At 41.4% G+C, this 22,843-nt stretch carries 21 protein-coding genes; 20 read left to right on the top strand and 1 reads right to left on the bottom strand.

Going from position 1 to position 22,843, the window contains the following annotated elements; genetic code table 11:
- Nucleotides 1-55 precede the first annotated feature (55 nt).
- The 3 genes from FLP15_RS10625 to FLP15_RS10615 all read left to right on the top strand — a co-directional run bounded on the left by FLP15_RS10625 (nt 56) and on the right by FLP15_RS10615 (nt 2,395).
- Nucleotides 56-415: a YrdB family protein gene (locus FLP15_RS10625; RefSeq protein ID WP_142767094.1), complete on the top strand. Its 360-nt coding sequence runs from the start codon at nt 56-58 to the stop codon at nt 413-415.
- Entirely contained in the window at nt 408-1,661 is a 1,254-nt protein-coding gene (xseA, locus tag FLP15_RS10620; protein WP_142767093.1) for an exodeoxyribonuclease VII large subunit, read from the top strand. Before FLP15_RS10625 ends, xseA begins: the two co-directional genes overlap by 8 nt.
- A 494-nt stretch (nt 1,662-2,155) precedes the next feature.
- Nucleotides 2,156-2,395: an exodeoxyribonuclease VII small subunit gene (locus FLP15_RS10615; protein ID WP_142767092.1), complete on the top strand. Its 240-nt coding sequence runs from the start codon at nt 2,156-2,158 to the stop codon at nt 2,393-2,395.
- Between the two features lie 36 nt (nt 2,396-2,431).
- Here the strand turns inward: FLP15_RS10615 and FLP15_RS10610 are convergent, their stop codons facing one another.
- Nucleotides 2,432-3,190: a MurR/RpiR family transcriptional regulator gene (locus FLP15_RS10610; protein WP_142767091.1), complete on the bottom strand. Its 759-nt coding sequence runs from the start codon at nt 3,188-3,190 to the stop codon at nt 2,432-2,434.
- Between the two features lie 284 nt (nt 3,191-3,474).
- Here FLP15_RS10610 and FLP15_RS13305 point away from each other — a divergent pair, with 284 nt between their 5' ends.
- The 17 genes from FLP15_RS13305 to FLP15_RS10545 all read left to right on the top strand — a co-directional run bounded on the left by FLP15_RS13305 (nt 3,475) and on the right by FLP15_RS10545 (nt 22,764).
- Nucleotides 3,475-4,464: a fructose PTS transporter subunit IIA gene (locus FLP15_RS13305; protein WP_223804638.1), complete on the top strand. Its 990-nt coding sequence runs from the start codon at nt 3,475-3,477 to the stop codon at nt 4,462-4,464.
- Complete coding sequence (locus tag FLP15_RS13300) at nt 4,461-4,805, top strand: hypothetical protein (RefSeq protein WP_223804637.1); 345 nt, start codon at nt 4,461-4,463, stop codon at nt 4,803-4,805. The genes FLP15_RS13305 and FLP15_RS13300 overlap by 4 nt, the downstream gene beginning before the upstream one ends.
- Nucleotides 4,806-4,831: 26 nt before the next feature.
- A complete protein-coding gene (locus FLP15_RS13295; RefSeq protein WP_223804636.1) occupies nt 4,832-5,554 on the top strand; it encodes a hypothetical protein in 723 nt (240 codons plus the stop codon).
- A gap of 293 nt (nt 5,555-5,847) precedes the next feature.
- The gene (locus FLP15_RS10600) at nt 5,848-8,373 is read left to right on the top strand and encodes a glycoside hydrolase family 38 N-terminal domain-containing protein (protein WP_142767090.1); all 2,526 of its coding nucleotides are present in this window, start codon (nt 5,848-5,850) and stop codon (nt 8,371-8,373) included.
- Nucleotides 8,370-8,585 carry a hypothetical protein gene (locus FLP15_RS13290; RefSeq protein WP_223804635.1) on the top strand — a complete coding sequence of 72 codons (216 nt, stop codon included), beginning with the start codon at nt 8,370-8,372 and terminating at the stop codon, nt 8,583-8,585. Before FLP15_RS10600 ends, FLP15_RS13290 begins: the two co-directional genes overlap by 4 nt.
- The gene (locus tag FLP15_RS10595) at nt 8,582-9,985 is read left to right on the top strand and encodes an alpha-amylase family glycosyl hydrolase (RefSeq protein ID WP_223804634.1); all 1,404 of its coding nucleotides are present in this window, start codon (nt 8,582-8,584) and stop codon (nt 9,983-9,985) included. The genes FLP15_RS13290 and FLP15_RS10595 overlap by 4 nt, the downstream gene beginning before the upstream one ends.
- The gene (locus FLP15_RS13285) at nt 9,978-10,283 is read left to right on the top strand and encodes a MurR/RpiR family transcriptional regulator (RefSeq protein WP_223804633.1); all 306 of its coding nucleotides are present in this window, start codon (nt 9,978-9,980) and stop codon (nt 10,281-10,283) included. Before FLP15_RS10595 ends, FLP15_RS13285 begins: the two co-directional genes overlap by 8 nt.
- Before the next feature lie 11 nt (nt 10,284-10,294).
- Complete coding sequence (locus FLP15_RS13280; RefSeq protein WP_223804632.1) at nt 10,295-10,732, top strand: SIS domain-containing protein; 438 nt, start codon at nt 10,295-10,297, stop codon at nt 10,730-10,732.
- A gap of 305 nt (nt 10,733-11,037) precedes the next feature.
- Complete coding sequence (mngA, locus tag FLP15_RS10585; RefSeq protein ID WP_142767089.1) at nt 11,038-12,963, top strand: PTS 2-O-a-mannosyl-D-glycerate transporter subunit IIABC; 1,926 nt, start codon at nt 11,038-11,040, stop codon at nt 12,961-12,963.
- A 224-nt stretch (nt 12,964-13,187) separates the two neighbouring features.
- A complete protein-coding gene (locus FLP15_RS13275; RefSeq protein ID WP_142767088.1) occupies nt 13,188-14,279 on the top strand; it encodes a glycoside hydrolase family 38 N-terminal domain-containing protein in 1,092 nt (363 codons plus the stop codon).
- Nucleotides 14,276-15,772 carry a glycoside hydrolase family 38 C-terminal domain-containing protein gene (locus FLP15_RS13270; protein ID WP_223804631.1) on the top strand — a complete coding sequence of 499 codons (1,497 nt, stop codon included), beginning with the start codon at nt 14,276-14,278 and terminating at the stop codon, nt 15,770-15,772. The genes FLP15_RS13275 and FLP15_RS13270 overlap by 4 nt, the downstream gene beginning before the upstream one ends.
- Before the next feature lie 264 nt (nt 15,773-16,036).
- A complete protein-coding gene (locus FLP15_RS10570) occupies nt 16,037-17,086 on the top strand; it encodes a glycerate kinase family protein (protein ID WP_142767086.1) in 1,050 nt (349 codons plus the stop codon).
- A 647-nt stretch (nt 17,087-17,733) separates the two neighbouring features.
- Nucleotides 17,734-18,585 carry an Rgg family transcriptional regulator gene (locus tag FLP15_RS10565; RefSeq protein ID WP_142767085.1) on the top strand — a complete coding sequence of 284 codons (852 nt, stop codon included), beginning with the start codon at nt 17,734-17,736 and terminating at the stop codon, nt 18,583-18,585.
- 678 nt (nt 18,586-19,263) lie between these two features.
- Nucleotides 19,264-20,496, top strand: a complete 1,233-nt coding sequence (locus FLP15_RS10560) for an MFS transporter (RefSeq protein ID WP_142767084.1) — start codon at nt 19,264-19,266, stop codon at nt 20,494-20,496.
- Between the two features lie 89 nt (nt 20,497-20,585).
- The gene (locus FLP15_RS10555; protein ID WP_142767083.1) at nt 20,586-21,443 is read left to right on the top strand and encodes a polyprenyl synthetase family protein; all 858 of its coding nucleotides are present in this window, start codon (nt 20,586-20,588) and stop codon (nt 21,441-21,443) included.
- 74 nt (nt 21,444-21,517) lie between these two features.
- Entirely contained in the window at nt 21,518-22,324 is an 807-nt protein-coding gene (locus FLP15_RS10550; RefSeq protein ID WP_142767082.1) for a TlyA family RNA methyltransferase, read from the top strand.
- Entirely contained in the window at nt 22,321-22,764 is a 444-nt protein-coding gene (locus FLP15_RS10545; protein ID WP_142767081.1) for an arginine repressor, read from the top strand. Before FLP15_RS10550 ends, FLP15_RS10545 begins: the two co-directional genes overlap by 4 nt.
- The last annotated feature ends 79 nt before the right edge of the window (nt 22,765-22,843 follow it).

Below are 22,843 nucleotides of genomic sequence, written 5' to 3'. Positions count from 1 at the left end.
AGTTAACTAATGAAAAAAATAGTATACTAATGCTGACTTTCTGAAATCAGGTAATATGAAAAATTTATTTTACATCATCAATGCTATTCGGTTTTTGTGCGAAATGGTAAGTTTAGTTATATTTGTCTGGTTTGGATTGAAATTTAATTTTCCACTTAATTTATTGACAGGTATCTTTGTACCGATTGTCGTGCTTGGGGTCTGGGGTACTTTTGTCGCTCCAAAAGCGAAAATCAAACTTGGTTTAGTGGTTAAACTTTTAATTGGGGGAGCTATTTTTGGTATAGCATTTTTATACTTTTATTATTTTTCTGCTGGAGTTTTACCTATAGTTTATATTATCATAGTGCTCACAGTGAGCATTTTATCTAAGATTTCGGATAGACTTTATCCTGAGGGGCTTTATCTTGACTGAATATTTATCTGTATCTACTTTAACAAAATATCTCAAAGCTAAATTCGACCGCGACCCATATTTGGAGCGTGTCTACTTGACAGGCGAGATTTCAAATTTTAGGCAAAGACCGAATCACCAGTATTTTGCGTTGAAAGATGAAGGTGCGGTCATTCAGGCGACCATGTGGGCAGGGCAATTTAGAAAACTAGACTTTAAGCTTGAAGAAGGCATGAAGGTGCTTGTTGTGGGGCGAATTTCGATTTATCCTGCAAATGGTTCCTACTCTATTAATATCGAGAGTTTAGTACCTGATGGCATAGGCGCACTTGCGATTAAATTTGAACAATTGAAGAAAAAACTAACGCTTGAAGGGTTATTTGATTCAAAATGGAAACAAAATTTGCCACAATTTTCTCATAAAATAGCTGTTGTAACAAGTCCATCAGGCGCGGTTATTCGCGATATTATTACGACTGTCCAGCGCCGTTTTCCAATGAGTGAGATTGTGCTTTATCCAACAAAAGTACAAGGTGAAGGTTCAGCAGAGGAAATCGCAACAAATATTAGACGAGCTTCTTCACGTACAGATTTCGATGTGATGATTATTGGGCGGGGTGGTGGCTCCATTGAAGACCTCTGGGGATTTAATGAAGAAATTGTAGTACGTGCTATTTTTGAATCACGTATTCCAATCATCTCTTCTGTTGGGCATGAAACGGATGTGACTTTGGCGGATTTTGCTGCGGATAGTAGAGCTGCGACTCCCACGGCAGCAGCGGAACTCGCTACGCCAAATACTAAAATTGACCTTTTAAACTGGACAGCAGAACAGCAAAATAGACTGACCAATCGTCTGTCAACACTGATTAATCTCAAAAGAGAGCAAGTCGATAAATTGTCAAATTCTGTGGTGTTCAGACAGCCGGAAAGGCTTTACGATGGTCATTTACAGAAACTAGATCGTCTGACAGAGCGTTTGTCAGTACTGACAGAAAATAAATTAGCGACGAGTCAACATCGCTATGAACTGTCAGCTACAAAATTAGTGCCAGCTTATACAAAAATTATTGAACACAAGAAAAACCTGACAGAACGTCTTTATCAGTCTTTACTTCTACTGGACATTTCTAAAATAAAAGCGCGTGGTTTTTCTGTCATTACTGACAACGAAGGAAAAATTGTCAAAAGTGTGAAAGATGTGAAAACAGGTGATAAGATTGAAATTGGATTGAGTGATGGCACAGTCAGTGCGCAAATCCAATAGTCAATTGTTAGGGTGTATCTGGATTAAAAACAATATCAGAACAGTCGGGCTGTGTATTATCTCTGAGATATTACACTCGCAGGCGCACGCCGTTTGTTTTGTCTAGCCTCTATCTTCGCTCTACTGTTTGTTTGCTTAATGGGAAAATTTTTCGAGAGCAAATGGGAGGACGATGAATGAAGTCAAGACTTATTCAGTGGGAGTTTCGTAAAACATTTGTCCATTTTCTCTAGTCGCTAAAGCGACTGATAAAAGGGCAACTCACCACTGAATTTAGGGCACAACCTCACATCTTCGATATGAGGTCACCCTGTCCCAGAAGCCTAAGTGCTAAAGCACTAACGCCCTAGAGCAGTCGGACGAAATTCGAAGCTTAGTGCTGCTTTATCCCCTACCTAAGAGGTAGGGGATTAGCACGCACTTGCTTTGATAAAAATAGACGTCAATTGCGGTTGTTACTTAGATTTTAAAGTTAGTATATAAGGAGAGCTATCTTGCCAACTAAAAAAGAAGAGAAAAAATTTGAAGAAAACCTTGCAGAATTAGAAACAATTGTTCGAAAATTGGAGTCGGGTGATGTCGCTTTGGAAGATGCGATTGCAGAATTTCAAAAAGGAATGAAGTTATCTGAAAGCTTGAAAAAAACACTCAATGAAGCAGAAGAAACACTTGTAAAAATTGTTGGAAAAGATGATAGTGAAAGTGAGTTCTCACCAGAACAAAAAAGTTATTAATACTATTCAGCTTCTGCCATAAAACCAAAACTCCCGTTATTCGGGAGTTTTTAGGTATTTATTGAGATAGATATCTAAAACAAGGTCAATGATAGCGGTCTGGAAGACTCGACTTGTGACATCGTAGTTATGATAATGATTTTCAGGCATGCGTGAAGTTAGGCTCATATGAGTAGTATGATTAAGGGGGTTGTGCTGGGAATTAGTGATAGAAAGAAGTGTCGCCGCACTTTGAGCTGCCTTTGAGGCACATGAGAGTAAACTCTTTGTTTCTCCACTTTCAGAGATAAAAATCACTAAATCAGAGCGTTGAAGAAGATTGGGGAGTAAATCAAGCATATGGCTTTCATAAACATAAATCGCTGCTCGGTCAAGTTGATATAAGTATTTTGACATATATTCGGCAATAGGTTTGGTCAATCCAAGTCCTACAATGAAAATATTATTTGATTTGTGAATTTTTTCAGCAAAAAATTCGAGTTTATCTTGATTAATATTGGGTAGAATCTCATTAAAGAAAAATTGGTAGCGTTTTAGTAAATCGGGTTGGGCGCTATACCTTGTTTGTTCAATTAATTTTTTAATCTCCGAGCGAAATTCACTGAATCCAGTAAACCCCAATTTTTGGCAAAGTCTTATAATTGTAGAATTAGATGATAAAAGTTCAGCAGATAGTTTTGTTAAATTTGATGAAATTAGAATTTCTGGTCGATTATCTATTTCAACGAAGACGGACAGTTCACTTTCAGTCAAATACTTCATTTGACTCTGAAAGTTGTTTAATAATATTCCCATATTATTATTTTAACACAAAAAATGAAGCGTTTACTTATTTTGGACAATTATCCAGAAATTGGATAAAAGAACGTTTACATTCATGATAAGATAAAAGCATAGAAAATTTATGAATTGAGTTTGTCTTACTAAAGTAAGAAAATAAATTGGGCTTAAGCTTCACGTAAAATCACGAATTTTAATCACTTTAAAGCAGTTCACGAAAATCTGATATCTGCTATTCTTGAATTTTAAGCTTAAAGCACAGTATTTTAGACCAGACTCACATCTTATCGGAGGTTCTCATGGACTTATCTCATGCAACATCGGAAAAGTTGATTTTTGTTAATCAAGCTTTTACGACGAAGGAAGAAATTTTTGAGTTTGTGGCTCAGAAATTTGCTGAAGAAGCGGTCGTTGCAAGTGCGGCGGATTATAAGCAGGCGCTCTATGACCGTGAAAATGAAGGCTTGACGGGCTTTGAAAATGGACTTGCGATTCCACATGGTAAATCAAGTACAGTCAAAAAGGCGACTTTTGCTGTGATTCGGTTGGCGAAGCCTCTTGCGAGTGCTGAATATCTTTCGCTTGCCCCTAATAATCGAGTGGATACGCTGTTTGTGCTAGCCATTCCAGAAAGCGAAGCAGGTAGCACGCATTTGGATATTTTGGCAGAGCTTGCGACGCGTCTTGGCGATGCGGATTATTTCAAGAAGGTGAAATCAGCGAGCAATTCAGCTGAGATTTTAAAATTATTGGCAACAACAGAGGAAAAAATTGCACCAGTTCAAGCTGGAAATAAGGGCTTGATTTTGGGCATTACCGCTTGTGCGGCTGGAATTGCGCATACTTATATGGCTGCAGAAAGCATCAGCAAGAAAGCGGTAGAGCTTGGCTACACTGCTAAAGTCGAAAAACAAGGCGCTAACGGCATTGAGGATCGCTTGAGCGCGACTGATGTCAACAAAGCCATCGGTGTTATCTTTGCGCATGATGTAGCGCTACAAGAGCTGGAACGTTTTGCAAAATTGCCAAAGGTTGATGTGCCTGTGTCTGAACCGATCAAAAATGCGGATAAGGTCATCCATGACCTACTCGAAAAAGCGAAAAATTATCAACCAGCTGACGAGAATGCGGTCAGTACTGACGAACCTGAGCAGAAGCAAAGTTTCCTCAAAACGCTCTCTACATCAGTCATGACAGGGATTTCTTACATGATTCCTTTGCTCGTGGCTGCTGGGCTGATGATGGGGTTGCGACTTTGGTTTGGGCTTACATTTTGCATTTGCCAATGACGGCGGTGGGGTCTGCTGCTTACTTCCCTGGTGGCGCGGCTGCGGCGAGCGGATTGACCCTTTACACCAACTATCTTTATGCTTTTGGTAGTCTCTTGCTCAAGTTCATTTATCCTATTTTTGGAATGTTCGTGGCTTATTCGATTGCTGGGCGGACAGGCTTGGTTGCTGGTTTTGCGGGCGGTTTGTTCTCTAGTGGTCTGCAATTCACGATTTGGGGGGCATCGATCGGGATTCCTGCGACGACTGCGCCTACTGGTGTGGACGGCACAAATGCTGCGATTGCTTCACTGGCAGCCTTTAATAAAGGGGCGATTCCATCTGGTTTCTTGGGGCTTTAATCTTAGGTCTGGTTGCTGGTTTCTGTGTGAAATGGCTCAATGAACACGTCAAGGTTTCTAAAAACTTGCAGGCGATTAAGCCGATGTTCTTGATTCCTGGAATTTCTGTTTTCATTATCTTTGTGTTAAATTTTGCTTTGGTTCAACCTGTTTTTGGTGGAATGAACGCAGCGATTTCTGACTGGATTACCTCAATGTCAGGCTCTGGCAAATTGCTTCTGTCGTCGATTATTGCGGCTTGTACGGCATTTGACCTTGGTGGACCTGTCAATAAAGCGGCTGGTGCGATTAATATTGCCTTGGCTGCGGATAAGACTTTTCCTTTGACAGCGCGTGTTTTAGCGATTGTCATTCCGCCGATTGGGCTTGGTTTATCTACGATTATTGACCGCTTTGTTGTCCGTCGTCGTGTTTATCCTGAAGATTTGCGTGTCGCTGGTGGTACTTCATTTATCCTTGGTTTCATTGCGATTTCTGAGGGTGGGATTCCTTTCATGCTGCGTAATCCTTTGATTGTGGTGCCGATTAATATTATTGGTGCGATTGCTGGCTCTTGCACTGCGGTCGCGCTCGGTGCGGTGCAATGGCTGCCATTGCCTGCCGTTTGGGGCTGGCCTTTGGTGACAAATATTCCAGCCTACTTACTTGGCTTGCTTGTTGGCGTACTCCTTGTCGCATTTCTCAATATTTTTGTCCGCTTTGCCCTGATTAAACGACGCGAAGCCCGTGGCGAAAAGGTTGAATATTAACTTTGAAATCGCTGGAAAGGAGAAGAAATTCTCCTTTCTTTGGTGTTTGTTATAGGGTTTAAAAAATCTTGGCAAAGCCAAGTTTCCGCATAGCGGTTGATAAGGGAAATTTACTAATAGCGGAAGTATCAGCAAGTTTACTTGCAGATACTTCGCGGAGCTGGAATCCTCGACTATTATTTTCTTAGGACTGTAACGGCTCGCATAGCGAGACTAAACAGCACTTAGAAAATAAAGGAGATAGTCCAGCGAGCACCCACTATTAGTAAATTTCCAAAAAAAGAAAGAAAAAAATGAAAAAACGTAAAGTATATGTCGTACCCCACAGCCACTGGGACCGTGAGTGGTACTTTTCACAGGAAGATTCCAATGTGATTTTGTCACAAAATATGAATTTTTTGTTGGATTTTTTGAATGAACATGAAGAATTTCCAAGTTATGTTTTTGATGGGCAATATTCCGTGATGCAGGATTTTCTTAGCAAATATCCTGAAAAACGTGAATTGGCGGAGCGTTTGATTGCAGGCGGTCGGTTGAAAATTGGTCCTTGGTACACGCAATGTGACACTTTGCTCAATCAAACGGAATCTGTGATTCGTAATTTATTGCTTGGGAAAATGGGCGCTGATGCGCTCGGTGGCTCAATGTCTGTGGGCTATTTGCCTGATATTTTTGGACAAAATGCTTATCTGCCAAGTATTTTCAAGCGTTTTGGGCTAAATGACGCTGTCCTGCAACGTGGCCTATACAATGCGCAAGTTGAGAAGGATTTGAATTTTATCTGGGCAGCGCCAAATGGAGAGACGGTTCAGGCGAATAATCTGTATTTTGGTTATGGACCTGGAAAATTTCTTGCCAGCGATGAGGAGTATGTCAAGCATTCTTTGTTGCCGATTTTGGACAAGTTGGCAGCGATGACACCAGAAAATAAACCTTTGCTCCTGCCTGCTGGTGGGGATCAAGTGCTGGTGCGCACGTATTTTCCGCAGGTGGTTGCGGAGTTGAATGCGCAAGATTTGCCTTATGAGTTTGTTTTGTCAAATTATGAGGAATTTATGAGAACTGTCAAATTTGACAGTGCAGCTGACAAGATTTCTGGCGAATTGATAGCCAGTCAAAAGTCACGGATTCACAACACGATTCGCTCGCAGCGGGTGGATTTGAAAATGCTGAATTCGCGCGTGGAAGAAAAAATTTATCAGCAGCTGGAGCCGCTGTCAGTGCTGACAGAAAAATTGGGCGGCGCTTATCCGCAAAGTTGGATCAATGATTGCTTGCGTGAATTATTTGACGCGCACGCCCATGATTCGCTCGGTGGCTGTAATTCTGACGAGACGAATTTGGCGATTAAAAATCGCCTGTTGAAGATTGAACGTATCGCCGACGGCTATATCAATATCCTGAAAAAGCAGATTGCGCGCGGCATTGGAGACAATACAGTGATTGCTTTCAATCTCTTGCCAAAGGAAATCACGAAAACGGTTAAATTTGTGATTTTCACAGCTGAAAAAAAGCTTCGACTGAAAAATGTTGAGCAGGTTTTGATTCGCCAAGATTACATTTCTGGTGGTAAACAGGTCAAAGTCACGGTTGACGGCGAGCGCGAGGTCGAAATTCCTGGCTATTATCGAAGCGAAATTTTGGCAACTGTCAAATTTGACGGTTTCGGTTATCGGACTTTTGAGCTTGAAAATGGCGCTCCGTCAGTACTGACAGAAAAGCTGTCAGCAGAAATTTCTAACGCAGACTATTCTGTCAGTTTTGACAAGGGAAATCTAGTGCTGACAAGGCTTTCTGACGGTGCTGTCAAGTCAAATTGGTTTGATTTTGAGGACACGATAGACGCAGGCGACTCTTACGATTACTCGCCAGCTGACGGCGCCCTGCCGACTTTCTCAGGAAAATTTAGCTTGGTCAAAACAACATCGTCAGCACTGACCAGCACAATGTTGCTTTCCTGCGAGCTTGCAGGACAAGAAATTTTGACGGAAATCAGACTTGAAAAAGGCTCAAAAGGCATCAAAATTTCCCACAAAATCAAGAATCAGCAAGAAAATCATCGGGTGCGCGTGCGCTTTTACGGCGAAAATCAAGCGGGAATCAGCTACGGCGATCAAGGATTTAGCTTGCAAAAACGGCAAAATGTCAATCCTCATCTGGCGACTTGGCGCGAGGAGGGCTTTGTCGAAAGTCCGCAGGCGATTTATCCGCTGGAACGCTTTGTCGTGGTGCCCGAAGCGACGGGCGTGGTCAGCCTTTACACGAAAGGGCTGAAAGAATATGAGGCGACGGCTGACAGCCTGAATTTGACGCTGTTTCGCTCGGTGGGCTTGCTTGGACGAGATGATCTGGCTTGGCGGCCTGGGCGCGCGTCAGGAATTAACAACAAGGTTGTGGAAACGCCAGATGCGCAGCTGTTGGGCGATTTGTGCTTTGACTATGCTTATCAATGGGCAGAAAAGCTTGATGTAGCGGAGCAATATCATGCGGCAGAAGCCTTTGCGAGCGGTCAGCTGACTTATCAACTGCAAACTTTGAACTCCTTTGAAGAACGTTTGGAGCGCTTTGAATTACCACAGCCTGAAGCTATGAAAAACCTGCCTGGCCGCTTGAATTTATTGACTTTGTCAGAAAAATTATTTGTGTCAGCTTTCAAAAAAGCAGAAGGAACTGACGATTTTGTCCTGCGGGTCTTCAATCCGTCTGACGAAACGGTCAAATTGCCTGATTTTCCACAAGTTGACTTGTCAGAAATGCTGACAGAAAAGCGGTCAGTGCTGACAGCCAAAGACTTTGCGAATTTGGAGATAAAACTTTGAACTTACAAGAAAAAATCAATTTACATTTAGAAAAAATCTATACTGACAGCAATCTGTCAGTGGCAAAATCGCTTTTTGCCGACCTGATTTCAAAAACAAATCTGCAAAAAAATGTTGAAAAAGTAAGTGAGCAGACGACTTATTTGATTACTTACGGCGATAGTTTTCGAGAGGGACGCGCGCGCCGCTGGCGGTTTTGCGTGATGTTGTGACGGAGAAATTGCCTGATTTTACTGACATTCATATCCTGCCGATGTTCCCCTACACGAGCGACGACGGCTTTTCGGTGGTCGATTATTTGCAGATTAATCCTGATTTTGGCGATTGGTCTGATGTGGAAAATCTGGCGCAGGAGCGCCGTTTGATGTTTGATTTTGTCTGCAATCATCTGTCAAAATCATCAAAATGGTTTCAGAAATTTTTGACAGAAGATGAAAATTTTAAAAACGCTTTCATCAGCTTTGACGAAAATTTTGACAGCTCAAAAACAACGCGACCACGCACCAGCCCACTATTTACAGAAATTGACGGCAAAAAAGTCTGGACCACTTTTTCCGCTGACCAAGTCGATACCAATGCACATGACCCGAAAATGCTAGCACGCCTGACCGAAGTCCTACTCGAATACGTGGCGCGCGGTGCAAGTTCTATCCGACTGGACGCCATCGGCTTTCTCTGGAAACAATCTGGCACGACCTCAATGCACCTGCCGCAAACCCACGAAGTTATCAAGCTCTGGCGCACACTCCTTGATACACTTGCACCAAATGTCCAAATCATCACCGAGACCAATGTGCCGCACGCTGACAACATCAGCTATTTTGGCAAGGGCACGGACGAGGCAAACATGGTCTATCAGTTTCCCTTGCCACCGCTGGTTTTGCACAGTTTCATTTCAGGAAATTCGTCAGCACTGACCAACTGGGCAAAAACGATAAAACCTGTGTCAGACAGCGCCACTTATTTCAACTTCCTCGCCAGTCATGACGGCATTGGGCTACGCCCTGTTGAGGACATTTTGAGCAATAAGGAACGAGATGAAATCGCAGAAGAAGTGCTGAAAAACGGCGGGAAAGTCAGCTACAAGAACAATCCTGACGGCAGTCAGTCGCCCTATGAGCTGAATATCAACTACCTCTCAGCACTTGGCTCAGCCGAGAAGCTACTCGCTGCACACGCGATTTTACTGAGTTTTCTCGGTGTTCCTGCCATTTATTATCACTCCATTTTCGGCTCAAGAAATGACCAAAAAGCCGTCCAAGAAACAGGAATAGCAAGGCGAATCAACCGTGAAAAACTAGACAAAAGCAAACTTTATGCCGAACTTGAAAACAATCCTGAACGAAAACAAATTTACGAAAAACTCTCTCAACTTCTCAAAGTCAGGAAAAATGAAAGAGCTTTTAACCCTTATGGCAATCAGGAGATTTTGGATTTTGGAGAACGAGTCTTTGCATTGAAGCGCGAATATGGTAAAAAAAACTTGGTTTCAATCATCAATATCAGTGATGAAATTGTTACACTTTCGCTCTCAGGGCTTGATATTATCACACAAACTGTATTCTCAGGAACGCTAAATCCTTATCAGTATGTTTGGATAAGCCTTGACTAATTTTAGTGAAACAGGTTACAATAAGGGAGATATGAATTTTGAAAGCCGTACCATAAATTTTGATTATAAATTAACAGAACTTGAAGATGACCTTGTAGATTATATTCTCAAGCATAAAGAAGAAGTTGTTGAGATGAAAATTGTTCATCTAGCTCAAACGATTTATACCGTGCCAAATACAATCACGCGTTTTTGTCATAAACTAGGCTATAAGGGTTTTTCAGAGTTAAAAGCTGAGTTAAGACATGAAATAACAGATAAAAAACTGCCTTCTAACCCCAAGCAGCGCTTCTGTTAAAAAATATTGATTTGATAGATAAGGCGCGTGAAACAAAGGTAATCTCGGCTTTCAAAAAGGCTAAAGCGGTCAATTTTTATGCAGTGGGTCAGACAGGACTTGTCGCCAAAATTTGTGTGGATAATTTCTACGCCTTAGATGATAAATTTTTGTTTTATACCTACCCAAATAAACTCAGACATCGGATGGAACACGCGGAGCAAGAAATTTTCTTTTTTATCAGCCTATCAGGAGAAACAGATTCTGTGATTGACTTAGCAAATCATGCGAAAAAACTAGGGCATACAATCATTAGTTTGACTAATTTGACAGATAATCGACTAGCACGACTTTCAGATATTTCACTTTTTTGTTATACAGAAAAAGAAATCGTTGATAACTACGATGTCACGGATAAAACACCAATATTGATTGTGATGCATAGTCTATTTCAGGCTTTTTTGAAATAAAAATTGCTTTAATTTATGAGTTCAATTTCGATATAAATAATAAAACCACCAATTGATTAACAAGATTCCCGTGTAAAATTACACCAATTTTAGAGGCTTTCGTGTAAAGCCTTTCTTTTTTCCCAGAATTTTTGGGAAGCGCTTTTCTCATGATAAGATAAATTTATAGAAAAATAAATTAAAACTGAGTGCAAGGACACCTAAGAGTAACGATTAGGGCAATAGCGATATGAGCTGATATTTTGTGCATAAATTTCACTTTTTATCGTTTTTAAGTTCTGGACTCAAGCTTATTGGAGGTTATCATGAATTTATCAGCGGCAACATCTGAACATTTGATTTTTCTCAATCAATCCTTCACTACAAAAGAAGAAATTTTTGAGTTTATTGCTCAAAAGTTTGTGCAGCAAGGTGTGGTTGAGAAAGCAGCAGACTTTAAACAGGCGCTATATGACCGTGAAAGTATGGGAGTGACAGGTTTTGAAAATGGTCTGGCTATTCCTCATGGAAAGTCAGTTACAGTGAAGCAAGCAGCTTTTGCTGTAATTAGATTAAAAAAACCATTAATAGCAGCAGAGTACCCGTCGTTGAATACAGAAAGTCGTGTGGATATACTTTTTGTACTTGCGATTCCAGAAACAGAAGCAGGAAGTACACACCTAGACTTGCTTGCAGAACTCGCGACTCGACTGGGCGATAGTAATTATTTAGAGAAAATCAAAACAGCGTCAAATCCTTCTGAACTTCTAAAAATCCTCTCAACAGCAGATGAAAAAATAGTTTCAGCATCAGAAGAAAATAAGGGATTAATTCTTGGTATTACCGCTTGTGCAGCAGGTATTGCGCATACCTATATGGCAGCCGAAGCAATTTCCAAGAAAGCGGTAGAGCTTGGCTATACTGCTAAAGTTGAAAAGCAGGGAGCAAATGGGATCGAAGACCGTATCACGCTAAAAGATATCAACCATGCAGTCGGGATTATCTTCGCTCATGATGTGGCGCTCAAAGAACTAGAAAGATTCAAAAAACTACCTAAAATTGATGTCAAAGTCGCAGAACCTATAAAAAACGCAGATAAGGTCATCAGTGACCTACTCTTAAAAGCTGAGAACTATACTCCATCTTATGACGATGAGATTGAAAACAATGACATCCAAGAAAAGAATTTTTGGACAGAAGTTAAAGACGCGGTATTGACAGGGATTTCTTACATTATTCCTGTTATCATTGCAGGCGGGATGATTGGGGCATTTGCTGTGATGGCAACACAGATTTTCCATTTACAAAATCTTATGGCGACCCCAATTGCGCCAGCAGTTAATAACTTCTGGTTATTTACACTTAAAACGCTTGGCGGAAATATGCTTTCTGTCTTGATGGTACCTATCCTTTCGGCTTATATGGCTTATTCTATCGCAGATAAGCCTGGTCTTGCTCCTGGTTTTGCGGCTGGTCTTGCTGCAACTGCCATTAATTCGGGCTTCCTTGGTGGGATGTTAGGAGGTCTTGTTGCAGGATTTTTGATGAAATGGATGAAGAGCCATATTAAAACAAAAGGAATTTTTAAAGGTTTTGTAACTTTTTGGGTCTATCCTGTGGTAGGTACTTTAATTACCGCGATTTTAATGCTTTTTATCATTGGTCAACCTGTTGCTTGGCTTAATACTGCACTCCTTGACTTTTTAAAATCAATGCAGGGAACAAATGCACTTTTGCTTGGCGCAATTATTGGGGCAATGGTTAGTTTTGACCTCGGTGGTCCTGTCAATAAAGCAGCTTACGCTTTCTGTATTGGGGCAATGGCTTCTGGTAACTTTATCCCTTATGCAATTTTTGCCTCTGTTAAAATGGTCTCTGCTTTCAGTTTATCTGCGGCAATGTTCATCAGAAAAGATATTTGGACACCAGAGGAGCGTGAGATTGGAACGCAAACTTGGATTTTAGGTTTTGCAGGAATTACTGAAGGTGCAATTCCTGTTGCTATGGGAGATCCGATTCGGGTGTTAGGTTCATTTATTGCAGGTTCTTTGGTAACAGGAAGTATCGTTGCATCGGCTAACATTGGGTTAAATGTTCCAGGAGCAGGTATTTTCTCTTTGGCATTACTTCAGGGAGGTTCGAATATTTGGACAGCTGATTTAGTTTGGTTTGGAGCAGCGATTCTTGGAGCAGCTGTTTCTACAATTCTTTTGATTGTTACGCGTCAAGCGAAATTGCGTAAAGTTGCATAAAGATTAGAAAGGAATTGAGTTCGGCTTCTTTGGAGTGAGTGAAAATAGACAGAATGGAACCTGCCTTTACGAATGAAATTTGCTTTGCAAATTCTATTTGCAACCTTGAAGTAGTGCTTCAAGCGCAGAACCACTTGTCTGCTCTACTTTTGGGTTAAATAGTCTACTGGACTATTTAAGTCCTAATTTTCATCATTTCAGAACAGTCGGCCTCACATCTTATTATGAAAAAACGTGTTCACGTTGTCCCACATATGCATTGGGACAGAGAGTGGTATTTCTCAACGGAAGAAAGCCAGATTTTACTGGTTAATAATATGGACGAAATCATGGAAATGCTGGAGTCCAATCCTGATTATCCAAGCTATGTGCTGGACGGTCAGACGGCGGTTTTAGAGGATTATTTTGAGGTCAAGCCTGAAAATAAGGCGCGCGTGCGGAAGTTGGTGCAGGCTGGGCGCCTAATTGTCGGCCCTTGGGTGTCGCAAACCGATGAGATGACGACAGGCGCTGAGTCCATTACGCGCAATCTCCTCTACGGCTACAAAGACTGCATTGAGCTGGGGCAACCGATGGCGATTGGCTACATTCCTGATTCTTTCGGGCAGACGTCGCAAATGCCGATGATTTTAAATCAGTTTGACATTCAATATTCGATTTTTTGGCGCGGGGTTTCGGAGCGTCATGGCACAGATAAGACTGAGTTTTACTGGGAATCTGACGACGGTTCGCGTGTCTTGGTGCAGCTCTTTCCGCTGGGTTATGCGATTGGGAAATATTTGCCAACAGAGCCAGATGCCCTGAAAGAGCGACTGGATAAGTATTTCAAAGTGCTGGATAAGGGTGCAACAGGTGCGACCGAATTATTGCCAAATGGTCATGACCAAATGCCGATTCAGCAAAATATTTTCGAGATTTTGGCGCAGCTTAATGAAATTTACCCTGACCGTGAATTTTTCTTGTCACGCTATGAAAATGTCTTTGAAGAAATCGAAAAACATGAAAATCTGGATACTTTGCATGGCGAATTTATTGACGGCAAATATTCACGCGTGCACCGCTCGATTTTCGCACAGCGGCAAGACCTGAAAGCGATGAATACGCGCATTGAAAACAAGCTGACCAATGTGCTTGAACCCTTGATGTCTATGGCATTTGACCTTGGATTTTCATATGAGCATGGCTTGGTTGAGGTCATCTGGAAATTGCTTCTGAAAAATCATGCACACGACTCCATGGGGCGTGCTGCTCGGACAAAGTTCACCGTGAAATCAAGGCGCGCTACCAAGAAGCTGAGGAGCGCTGCGACCGCTTGATTGACTTTTACAAGCGCAAAATCGTCGAAGCAACGCCTGACAAGGCAGGATTTGACAAGCTGGGGATTTTCAATTTTTTGCCTTACGCAACGGACAGACTGGTCAAAACCCTTGTCACGACACGCTGGGGAGGCTTTGAGCTGATAGATGTTGACGGAAATCCTGTCAGTTATGCCTTGCGTGCTGTCAGTGAGCTTGACCCGGGGCTGATTGACCGTCAAATCGTGCATTATGGCAACTATGAACCCTTTTTCCAATACGAAATTGAGCTGATGCGCGAGCTGCCAGCCATGGGCTACGAGCTACTTTATGTCAGTGAAGCTACGCGCCCTGAGCTGACTGGTCAGCCTACTGACAAGCTACTGACAGATTATTTTGAGCTGATAGGAAATGCTGACGGCACGGTCAACATCACTGACAGAAAGTCAAAGCGCACTTACGAAAATGTTTTCAGTCTGGACGATACAGCAGATGACGGCGACGAATACGATTTTTCACCGCTGGCTGACGAAATTCCGATTTCGTCCATCGCTCAAGCTCAGGCTAGTGTCAAAATTTTAGAGTATGAAAATGAATTTATCTTGACCTCAGATTATGAATTTGAAGTGCCGTCAGAACTGACAGAAAGCCGTCAGCGTACTGACAGCATTGTCAAAATTCCTGTCAGTTTGAAACTCTTTGTCGAAAAACATTCGCCCATCATTAAAGTTGAATTGACCATAGAAAATACTGCAAAAGACCACCGCCTGCGCCTGCTGATACCGACTGGGATTGCGTCAAGCATGAGCTTTGCCAGCAACCAATTTGGCACGATTCGCCGTCCTGTGGTCGATGACGCGTTGGCCTATTGGGAGGCTGAGGGCTGGGACGAGCGACCTGACGCGATTTATCCATTCTTGGGACTGGTTGGGCTGGAGGACGACCAGCACGCTGTGGCAGTGCTGACAAATTCATCAAGAGAATACGAAATTGTCGGTCAGCAGTTTGACACGATTGCCATCACGGTCTTGCGCTCAGTCGGTGTGCTGGGCAAGGAAGAACTCCACCGCCGTCCAGGACGACCATCAGGTATCAAATTACCAACGCCAGATTCACAGATGTTGGGTAAGCTCACGCTTGATTTGGCGCTGACCTTTGCAAATTCGGCGGTCGAGGTTGCACAAGCTGAAAAAATTTATCATGCCAAAGTCGAAAGTTATAACCAAATGCCTTTCCACGCGATGAAACTCAATAAAAGCAAGCAAATCACGCCTTGTCGCTATTCGATGTTTAGCGCAGAAAATCATGATTTGGTCTTGTCAACGGTCAAAAAATCTGAAAACACAGGCGAAATCTTGGCAAGATTTTACAATCCAAGCCAAAAATCTGTTAAACTAGAACTAGCAGGCTTTGACCACTACGTGCTTCATTCGCTCAAAGAAGTCATCCGCGACCGCACATTTGACGGTACAGTCAAGCCCAATCAAGTCATCACAGTGAGAATTTCGGTGTGAGGATTGCCCGCTTGCGAACTCAGGCACAGTGAGCCAAGTTGTTTATTCACTTTTAATGAAAGTTAAACTAGTTCACCTCTAAATCTGCGCAACAGATTTAATAGATGAACTACAAATATACTGCCTTGCGCTTGCGCAAGGAGTGGTTTGCGTGGAACGCAAACTTTAATTTCTAAATGATACATTTAGAAATTAAACAGTATTAAAAGCGACTTTGTGAACAGCGTGCTGAGTTCGTGGCAGTCCGAACCTAGAAAGAATAAAATGAAAATAGTAGTAGCAATCGACAGTTTTAAAGGCTCAGCGACTTCCGCAGAGCTAAATGACGCAGTGAAAGCAGGCATTTTGTCTGCTTTTCCAGCTGCCAATGTCACGACTTTTGAAATTGCAGACGGTGGCGAAGGCACGATTTCAGCACTTCAACACGGAATTGGCGGAGAGTTGATTGCCGTTGAAACAGTGGACTTGCTGGAGCGTCCTATCGAAGCAAGCTACTTGCTCGCAGACCAGCTCGCGGTCATCGAAGCCGCAGAAGTCGTCGGCATTGACAAAATCACACCGTCTGCTGAAACCATTCAACAGGCGACTACACGCGGTTTAGCTGCCCTTTTCATCGATGCGAAAAATCGTGGAGCAACTGAAATCATGCTCAGTCTGGGCGGTACGGGCACATCAGACGGTGGACTGGGATTGTTGCAAGGGCTAGGTGGTTCATTTGAGCATTTACCTGTGCTTAAAAATGTGAAAATCACTGGACTTGCTGATGTGACCAACGTTTACGCAGGCGAGGCAGGCTATGCTAAGTTTTTTGGCAAGCAAAAAGGTGGCACAACCGAAATTTTGGCGCAACAAGACCAAGAGGCACAAAAAGTCGCAGCGCAAGTCAAAGTGCAGTACGGCATTGACCTGCAGACAATTGCAGGCACAGGTGCTGCAGGCGGACTTGGCGGCGCTATCGCAATGCTTGGTGGTATCATCGAAGCAGGATTTCCCAAAATCGCCGCTCTTCTCGGCATTGAAGAGGAAGTGAAAAACGCAGACCTCGTCATCACAGGCGAAGGGCGCATGGATTTCCAGACGGCGAACGGCAAAGTTCCCTACGGCATGGCAAAAATTGCCGAAAAATATCATGTTCCAACCCTTGCCTTTTGTGGCGCACTGGGCGATGATTTGGGTGAGATGAATGAGGTCTTGCTCGCATCATACTCCATTCAGCGCTCAGCATTGAGCTTAGCAGAAGCAATGGAAAAAGAGCGCACGCTGAAAAACATCCAAGCGCTTGCTAGTAATGTCATGAAAACGCGTTATAAATGATTGAGAAAACTCAAAAATCACAGTTTTGGCTGTGATTTTTATTTAATTCTTTTTGAAAGTATCAAGATTTATTAGAGTCAATCGTTAATATTGAGCGCCAAATAACAACAATATAGCGTAATTTCTGATAATTTACTGAGAAAGGTGTATAATTTATCGAAGCAAGTGCGTGCTATCTCCGCCTTGCGACTACGCTGTCGATGCACCACAGGTATCCATTCGCTAAATGGTTCGCTACGGCGCTACGTGCTTCGTACGCCGTTCTGCGAACGGTCTCCGCAACTTCGTCGTTCCGCTGTCCGTTTGCTTAACTGCTAAAGCAGTAAGAGCAAAAGGCAAAGCACCTGATTGGAATGGAGATTTTTGAATTTCGTCCGACTGTCACAGGACCTTGGCGCTTTTAGCTCCTAGGCTTCTTGGACAAGACCACTTCGCCTTGCGACTGTAGTCGCTTAGAGCGAATGGATAACGAAGCGAAGCGGGGGTGTGATCTCATATCGAAGATGTGAGGTTGTACCTTAAATTCAGTGGTGAGTTTCTTTTTTTATCAGTCGCTTTAGCGACTAGAGAAAATGGACAAATGTTTTACGAAACTCCCACTGAATAAGTCTTAACTTCATTCGAATATATGAAAAATGAGAGAAAAAATGGATAAAAAAGTTGGCCCCACCTTTTTAATGTTGAGAGAAGCAAAAAATTTAACACTTAAAGATGTAACAGCAGGAGAGTTTTCTTTTAGTCAGCAGTCTAAGTTTGAGCGTGGAGAAACAAGCTTGACTGTAGATAAGTTTTTTGTCATTCTAAAGAATTCCAAGATATATTTAGATGAATTTTTTGATGTCTATGAAAATTATACAATGTCAGAAGATTACGTTTTTCATAAAGAACTCGGAGCAGCGCACCGAGAACATGATCTCAATAAAATCAAAAAGTGGTTAAATTACTGGAGTGAAAAAGAGAAAAATGAGCCACAGAAAAAAGAAAATGTGTTAAATAAAATGGCAACAAGTGTGGCCTTAGCTCAAACAGCGGGTGGAATCCCTTTCAAAGAAGAAATTCAATTTTTAGAACATTACCTTGAGGCCGTTAGCCAGTGGGGAAGGTACGAATTATGGTTATTTAGCATCTGTCAGCATTATTTAGATGATGGGATGTTGAAGTATTATGGAGATACCATTTTTGAAAAGTCAAGTTTTTATAAAAATATTCATCTTAATCAGCAAATGGTACTTCGAACAATGCTTAATTTGGTAGATACATGGCTTTGTAGGCGTAATCTTGGTCAGGCATTGATTTATATAAATCGTGTTAAGACGATAGGGATAGGGATTGAATTTTTTGATGAAGCGATTACACTTCGCTATCATGAGGGCTGGTATCGTTATTTACAGGGAGATACATCTGGGAAAGGAGTCATGCTTGATTGCGCAAGAGATTTAGAAAAATATGGTTATTCAAAAGAAGCGACTAGCCTATATCAAGAAATAGAAGATTTATAAACATTTTTCATATATGAGAATTACTTAGTTTTTACTCAACTCAAAATGCTAAACTATCAACAGCTATCTATGACTGTTGATTTTTTGTTGAAGTGATTACTTCATTGGTAGAGGATTTTTTTCCACTACCAATGTTAGGGCACAACCTCACATCAAAGATATGAGGTCACCTGTCCCTGAAGTCTATCTCGCTTTGCTCCGCTGTCGATTTCGCTAAGTTGCTAAAGCAACAAGCTCAAATCGCAATCGCTAAAGCGCTAAGACCCTAGGGCAGTAGAACAAAAGCAGAGCTTGCTACTTCGCCTTATCGCTTTAGCGAGTTGCGACTTCGATTAGGCACATTCGTGCCGTAGCGAGAATCGACAGCGCAGTGAAACGGAGATAGAGCGAATGGAGAGCATAGCTAAGCGGAGATAGTGCTGCTTATCCCACCACCTTTAAGAGGGAGGAATTGCGATTGCGACTAGGTGCTTTGCCTTTTGCTCTTACTGCTTTAGCAGTTAAGCAAATGGACAGCGGAGCAACGAAGTTGCATAGACCGTTCGAAGCACGTAGCACCGTAGCGAACCATTTCGCCTTGCTGCTTTAGCGGCTTAGAGCGAATGGATACCTGTGGTGCATCGACAACGTAGCCCAAAGGGTTGGAGATTAAGTTAAAAAAGAAGGGAAAAAAACAAAATGACACGAAATATAAAATTTCTTTTTGCTTCACGAGTTTGCTCAGAATTTACTCAAGCAATGTATCCTATCGTACTCCCATTGTTTATACTTCAACTTCATGGCTCTTTACGACTTTCGGGTGTATTTTTTGCAATCGTTATGCTCCCATCAATGTTGTTCATTCCTTTTATCGGCACATGGATTGAAAAATTTTCTAAACAAAAGATTATTTCATTTTTTCTTTTAATTTCAAGTTTTCTTTTTGTAGGACAATTTATTTTATTGATAAGCATTAAGTTTCCTTCGCTTTTTTTGTTGGGAATGTTTGCAATATTAATTACAATTAGTGCTGATACATCAGAACTTGCTTCAAAAGTTTTATTCACGGAGATCGTTTCTAGGGAAGAACTTGAAAAGTATAATGGCATGAAGAGTTTGATTGATAATATTTCTGGTTTTGGAGCGCCAATACTGGGAACGGTCATTTACGGATGCTTTGGATTTAAGATGATTGTTCTTCTCGGTGGAATTTTATATTTGATTTCTAGTGGGTTTATGACACAGCTATCCTATACCAGAAGAAAACAAAATAGTAAAAGTAAGACGAGCTTTTTTGTCAATATGAAAAACGGTATTCGTCCTATTCAGCAAAATAGAATCGTTTTAAATATGGTTTTACTTAGCGCTTCGCTTAATTTTTTTGTCGCTTCTGGAGGCGATATTATCAATCCAGGAATATTAATTCAAAAATATCATATTTCAAATCAATTATTCGGAATGGTTGAGGTGGCATTTATGATTGGAGTGGCGCTTTCAGGGCTTATAATTTTAAAGAAAACACCAAATCTAAAACCATTTTTACCAAGATTATTTATCCTAGATAGTATCGTTATGATTATTATTGGGGTTGCTTCAATCACAATGATAGGTATAAATAAACTTCTCTTTTTACTGATATTTTTAGTACTAGAAGTTGTTTTAGGATTTGTTACGATTTTAATTAATGTTCCAATTATTTCACTTTATCAAAGCGAGGTTGTTTTGGAATATCAAAGCCGATTTTTTGGATTTAATTCATTTCTTGGGAAATTAGCAATCACGCTTGGAACACTTTATACTGGATTTCTTTCCCAAACTTTTGGCGCAGATACCATACTTATTATTAATAATATATGTGTCATTATCATTGTTGGGGTTACTTTTGGGAAAGCAATATCCCCTAAAGTTGATACAGAACTAAAAGTGGAGTAATGTTTTCAACTATGAAAAAGTAATGTAAATTATCTGATAAACTCAAAAAATCACGACTAAAAATCGTGATTTTTGCTATAATAGTAGTAATGAACACGAAGATTGAGAAGTTAGAGCATATTTTAACAGCATTTTATCAGGAAAAGCAGATTCCTGCGCATTTGTCGGCTGCGACGGTCTATTCATTGATGGCTGGCGGCAAGCGGATTCGTCCCTTGCTATTTTTGGACTTGCTTGAAGGTTTTGGACTTGAGCTGACTTCGGCGCATTATCTTGTGGCGGCAAGTCTTGAGATGATTCACACGGGCTCTTTGATTCATGATGATTTGCCAGCGATGGACAATGATGATTATCGGCGCGGAAAGCTCACCAATCACAAGAAATTTGATGAAGCAACGGCGATTTTGGCAGGAGATAGCTTGTTTTTTGACCCTTTTTATGTCTTGACAAGTGCTGAATTACCTGCGGAAAAGCTCGTTAAACTGGTGCAGGAGCTAAGTTTTGCCTCTGGAAGTTTTGGCATGGTGGCAGGACAAGTGCTTGATATGGACGGCGAGGGAGAAACGCTGAGTTTGGATCAAATTGAGCAAATTCATCGCCTGAAAACAGGACGTCTGCTGACCTTCCCCTTTGTGGCGAGCGGTATTATTGCTGACAAATCAGAAGGAGAGCTTGAGCGACTTCGTGAAGTTGGCGCGGCGTTGGGACTTGCTTTTCAAATTCGTGATGATATTTTAGATGTGACCGCAAGTTTTGAGGAAATCGGCAAAACGCCAGGGAAAGACATTCTTGAAGAAAAATCAACTTATGTCGCACTTTTAGGGCTTGATGGCGCGAAAAACCAACTGACAGAAAAGCTGTCAGTGGCTAAAAAGTTGCTGACAGAGCTTGGCGTTACTGATGGAAGCGATATTTTTAAAATCATTAATCAGTTGGAAGTGAAATAAAATTTATTTATCATGAAAAAAGAGTTATAAGGTTACATTTTCAAATAAAATACGTATAATAAAGAAAGACAAGAATGAAAGAAAGAGTAGATGTTCTAGCGACAAATCAAGGGCTGTTTGAAACGCGAGAGCAGGCAAAACGCGGTGTGATGGCGGGACTCGTTGTAGATAGTAAAAATGGGGAGCGCTTTGACAAACCAGGTCAGAAGATTGACGATGGGACGGAGTTACGGCTCAAAGGCGAAAAGTTAAAGTATGTCAGTCGAGGTGGTTTGAAGCTTGAGAAAGCTTTGCGTGAATTTGAATTGTCTGTTTCAGATCAGATTTGCCTTGACATCGGCAGCTCCACAGGTGGTTTTACGGATGTGATGCTGCAAAATGGAGCGAAACGAGTCTATGCCCTTGATGTCGGAACAAATCAACTGGCTTGGAAAATCAGGAATGATGAACGTGTGTTTGTCATGGAACAGTTTAATTTCCGCAATGCACAGCTAGAGGATTTTACGGCAGGGCAACCAGAATTTAGCTCTATTGATGTCAGCTTTATCAGCTTGGACTTGATTTTACCGCCACTTTATGACATTCTGCGTGAGGGTGGCAATGTGGTGGCTTTGATTAAACCGCAGTTTGAGGCAGGTCGTGAGCAGGTGGGCAAAAATGGAATTATTAAAGAGCCTAAAGTCCACAAAATGACGATTGAGAAAGTATTAAAAACAGCAACAAAATTAGGATTTTCGGTACAAAATCTCACTTTTTCGCCCATTAAGGGTGGGGCAGGGAATATTGAATTTTTGGTTCATTTGACCAAAGACGGAAAAGGTGAAATTGCAAATACAGTCAATATTGAATCAGTTTTACAAGAAGAGAGCGAGAAACTATGAAAAGAGAAGAACGTTTAAACTTTATTGCAAATCTCATCAAAGAAAATGAAATTAAAACGCAAGAAGAACTTGTATCACGGCTGCTTGCGCATCAAATTGATGTGACTCAGGCAACCATTTCACGAGATATAAAATCTCTTGCTTTGATCAAAGTTCCAGCTGAAACTGGAGGTTATCGTTATGATTTGCCTAAAAATAATGAAGCTCTACAGTCAAGTTTGCATAAAGCACTTGCCTTTGATGCAATTACTAAGGTGAAAATTCATGAGAGCATGATTGCACTTTGTACAAATCCTGGAACGACAAGTCTTGTGAAAAAATATTTATTACAAGAATGCGAATCAGAAATTTTTTCAATAACTACAGATGATGATAGTGTTCTAGTTATTTTTGAAACACATGATGAAGCTAAGAAGGTCTACGAATCACTGATTGTCTAAATAAAGTGGAATGCCATTTTTATTGATTTGCAAAACAGATGAGATATAGACAAGCAACAGAGAGAAGTGTGAAATATGT

Source organism: Lactococcus protaetiae (genome assembly GCF_006965445.1).
Classification (GTDB): domain Bacteria; phylum Bacillota; class Bacilli; order Lactobacillales; family Streptococcaceae; genus Lactococcus; species Lactococcus protaetiae.
Note: the sequence above shows the minus strand (reverse complement) of the source record. Positions and strands in the feature narration are given on the sequence as shown.

Excerpts from the sequence above, each read along its gene's own strand:
- FLP15_RS10565 (WP_142767085.1), top strand. The coding sequence starts at position 17,734 with ATGGATAAAAAAGTTGGCCCCACCTTTTTAATGTTGAGAGAAGCAAAA.
- FLP15_RS10545 (WP_142767081.1), top strand. The coding sequence starts at position 22,321 with ATGAAAAGAGAAGAACGTTTAAACTTTATTGCAAATCTCATCAAAGAA.
- FLP15_RS10625 (WP_142767094.1), top strand. The coding sequence starts at position 56 with ATGAAAAATTTATTTTACATCATCAATGCTATTCGGTTTTTGTGCGAA.
- mngA (WP_142767089.1), top strand. The coding sequence starts at position 11,038 with ATGAATTTATCAGCGGCAACATCTGAACATTTGATTTTTCTCAATCAA.
- FLP15_RS10560 (WP_142767084.1), top strand. The coding sequence starts at position 19,264 with ATGACACGAAATATAAAATTTCTTTTTGCTTCACGAGTTTGCTCAGAA.
- FLP15_RS13275 (WP_142767088.1), top strand. The coding sequence starts at position 13,188 with ATGAAAAAACGTGTTCACGTTGTCCCACATATGCATTGGGACAGAGAG.
- FLP15_RS13305 (WP_223804638.1), top strand. The coding sequence starts at position 3,475 with ATGGACTTATCTCATGCAACATCGGAAAAGTTGATTTTTGTTAATCAA.
- FLP15_RS10570 (WP_142767086.1), top strand. The coding sequence starts at position 16,037 with ATGAAAATAGTAGTAGCAATCGACAGTTTTAAAGGCTCAGCGACTTCC.
- FLP15_RS10550 (WP_142767082.1), top strand. The coding sequence starts at position 21,518 with ATGAAAGAAAGAGTAGATGTTCTAGCGACAAATCAAGGGCTGTTTGAA.
- FLP15_RS10610 (WP_142767091.1), bottom strand. The coding sequence starts at position 3,190 with ATGGGAATATTATTAAACAACTTTCAGAGTCAAATGAAGTATTTGACT.
- FLP15_RS10555 (WP_142767083.1), top strand. The coding sequence starts at position 20,586 with ATGAACACGAAGATTGAGAAGTTAGAGCATATTTTAACAGCATTTTAT.
- FLP15_RS13300 (WP_223804637.1), top strand. The coding sequence starts at position 4,461 with ATGACGGCGGTGGGGTCTGCTGCTTACTTCCCTGGTGGCGCGGCTGCG.
- FLP15_RS10600 (WP_142767090.1), top strand. The coding sequence starts at position 5,848 with ATGAAAAAACGTAAAGTATATGTCGTACCCCACAGCCACTGGGACCGT.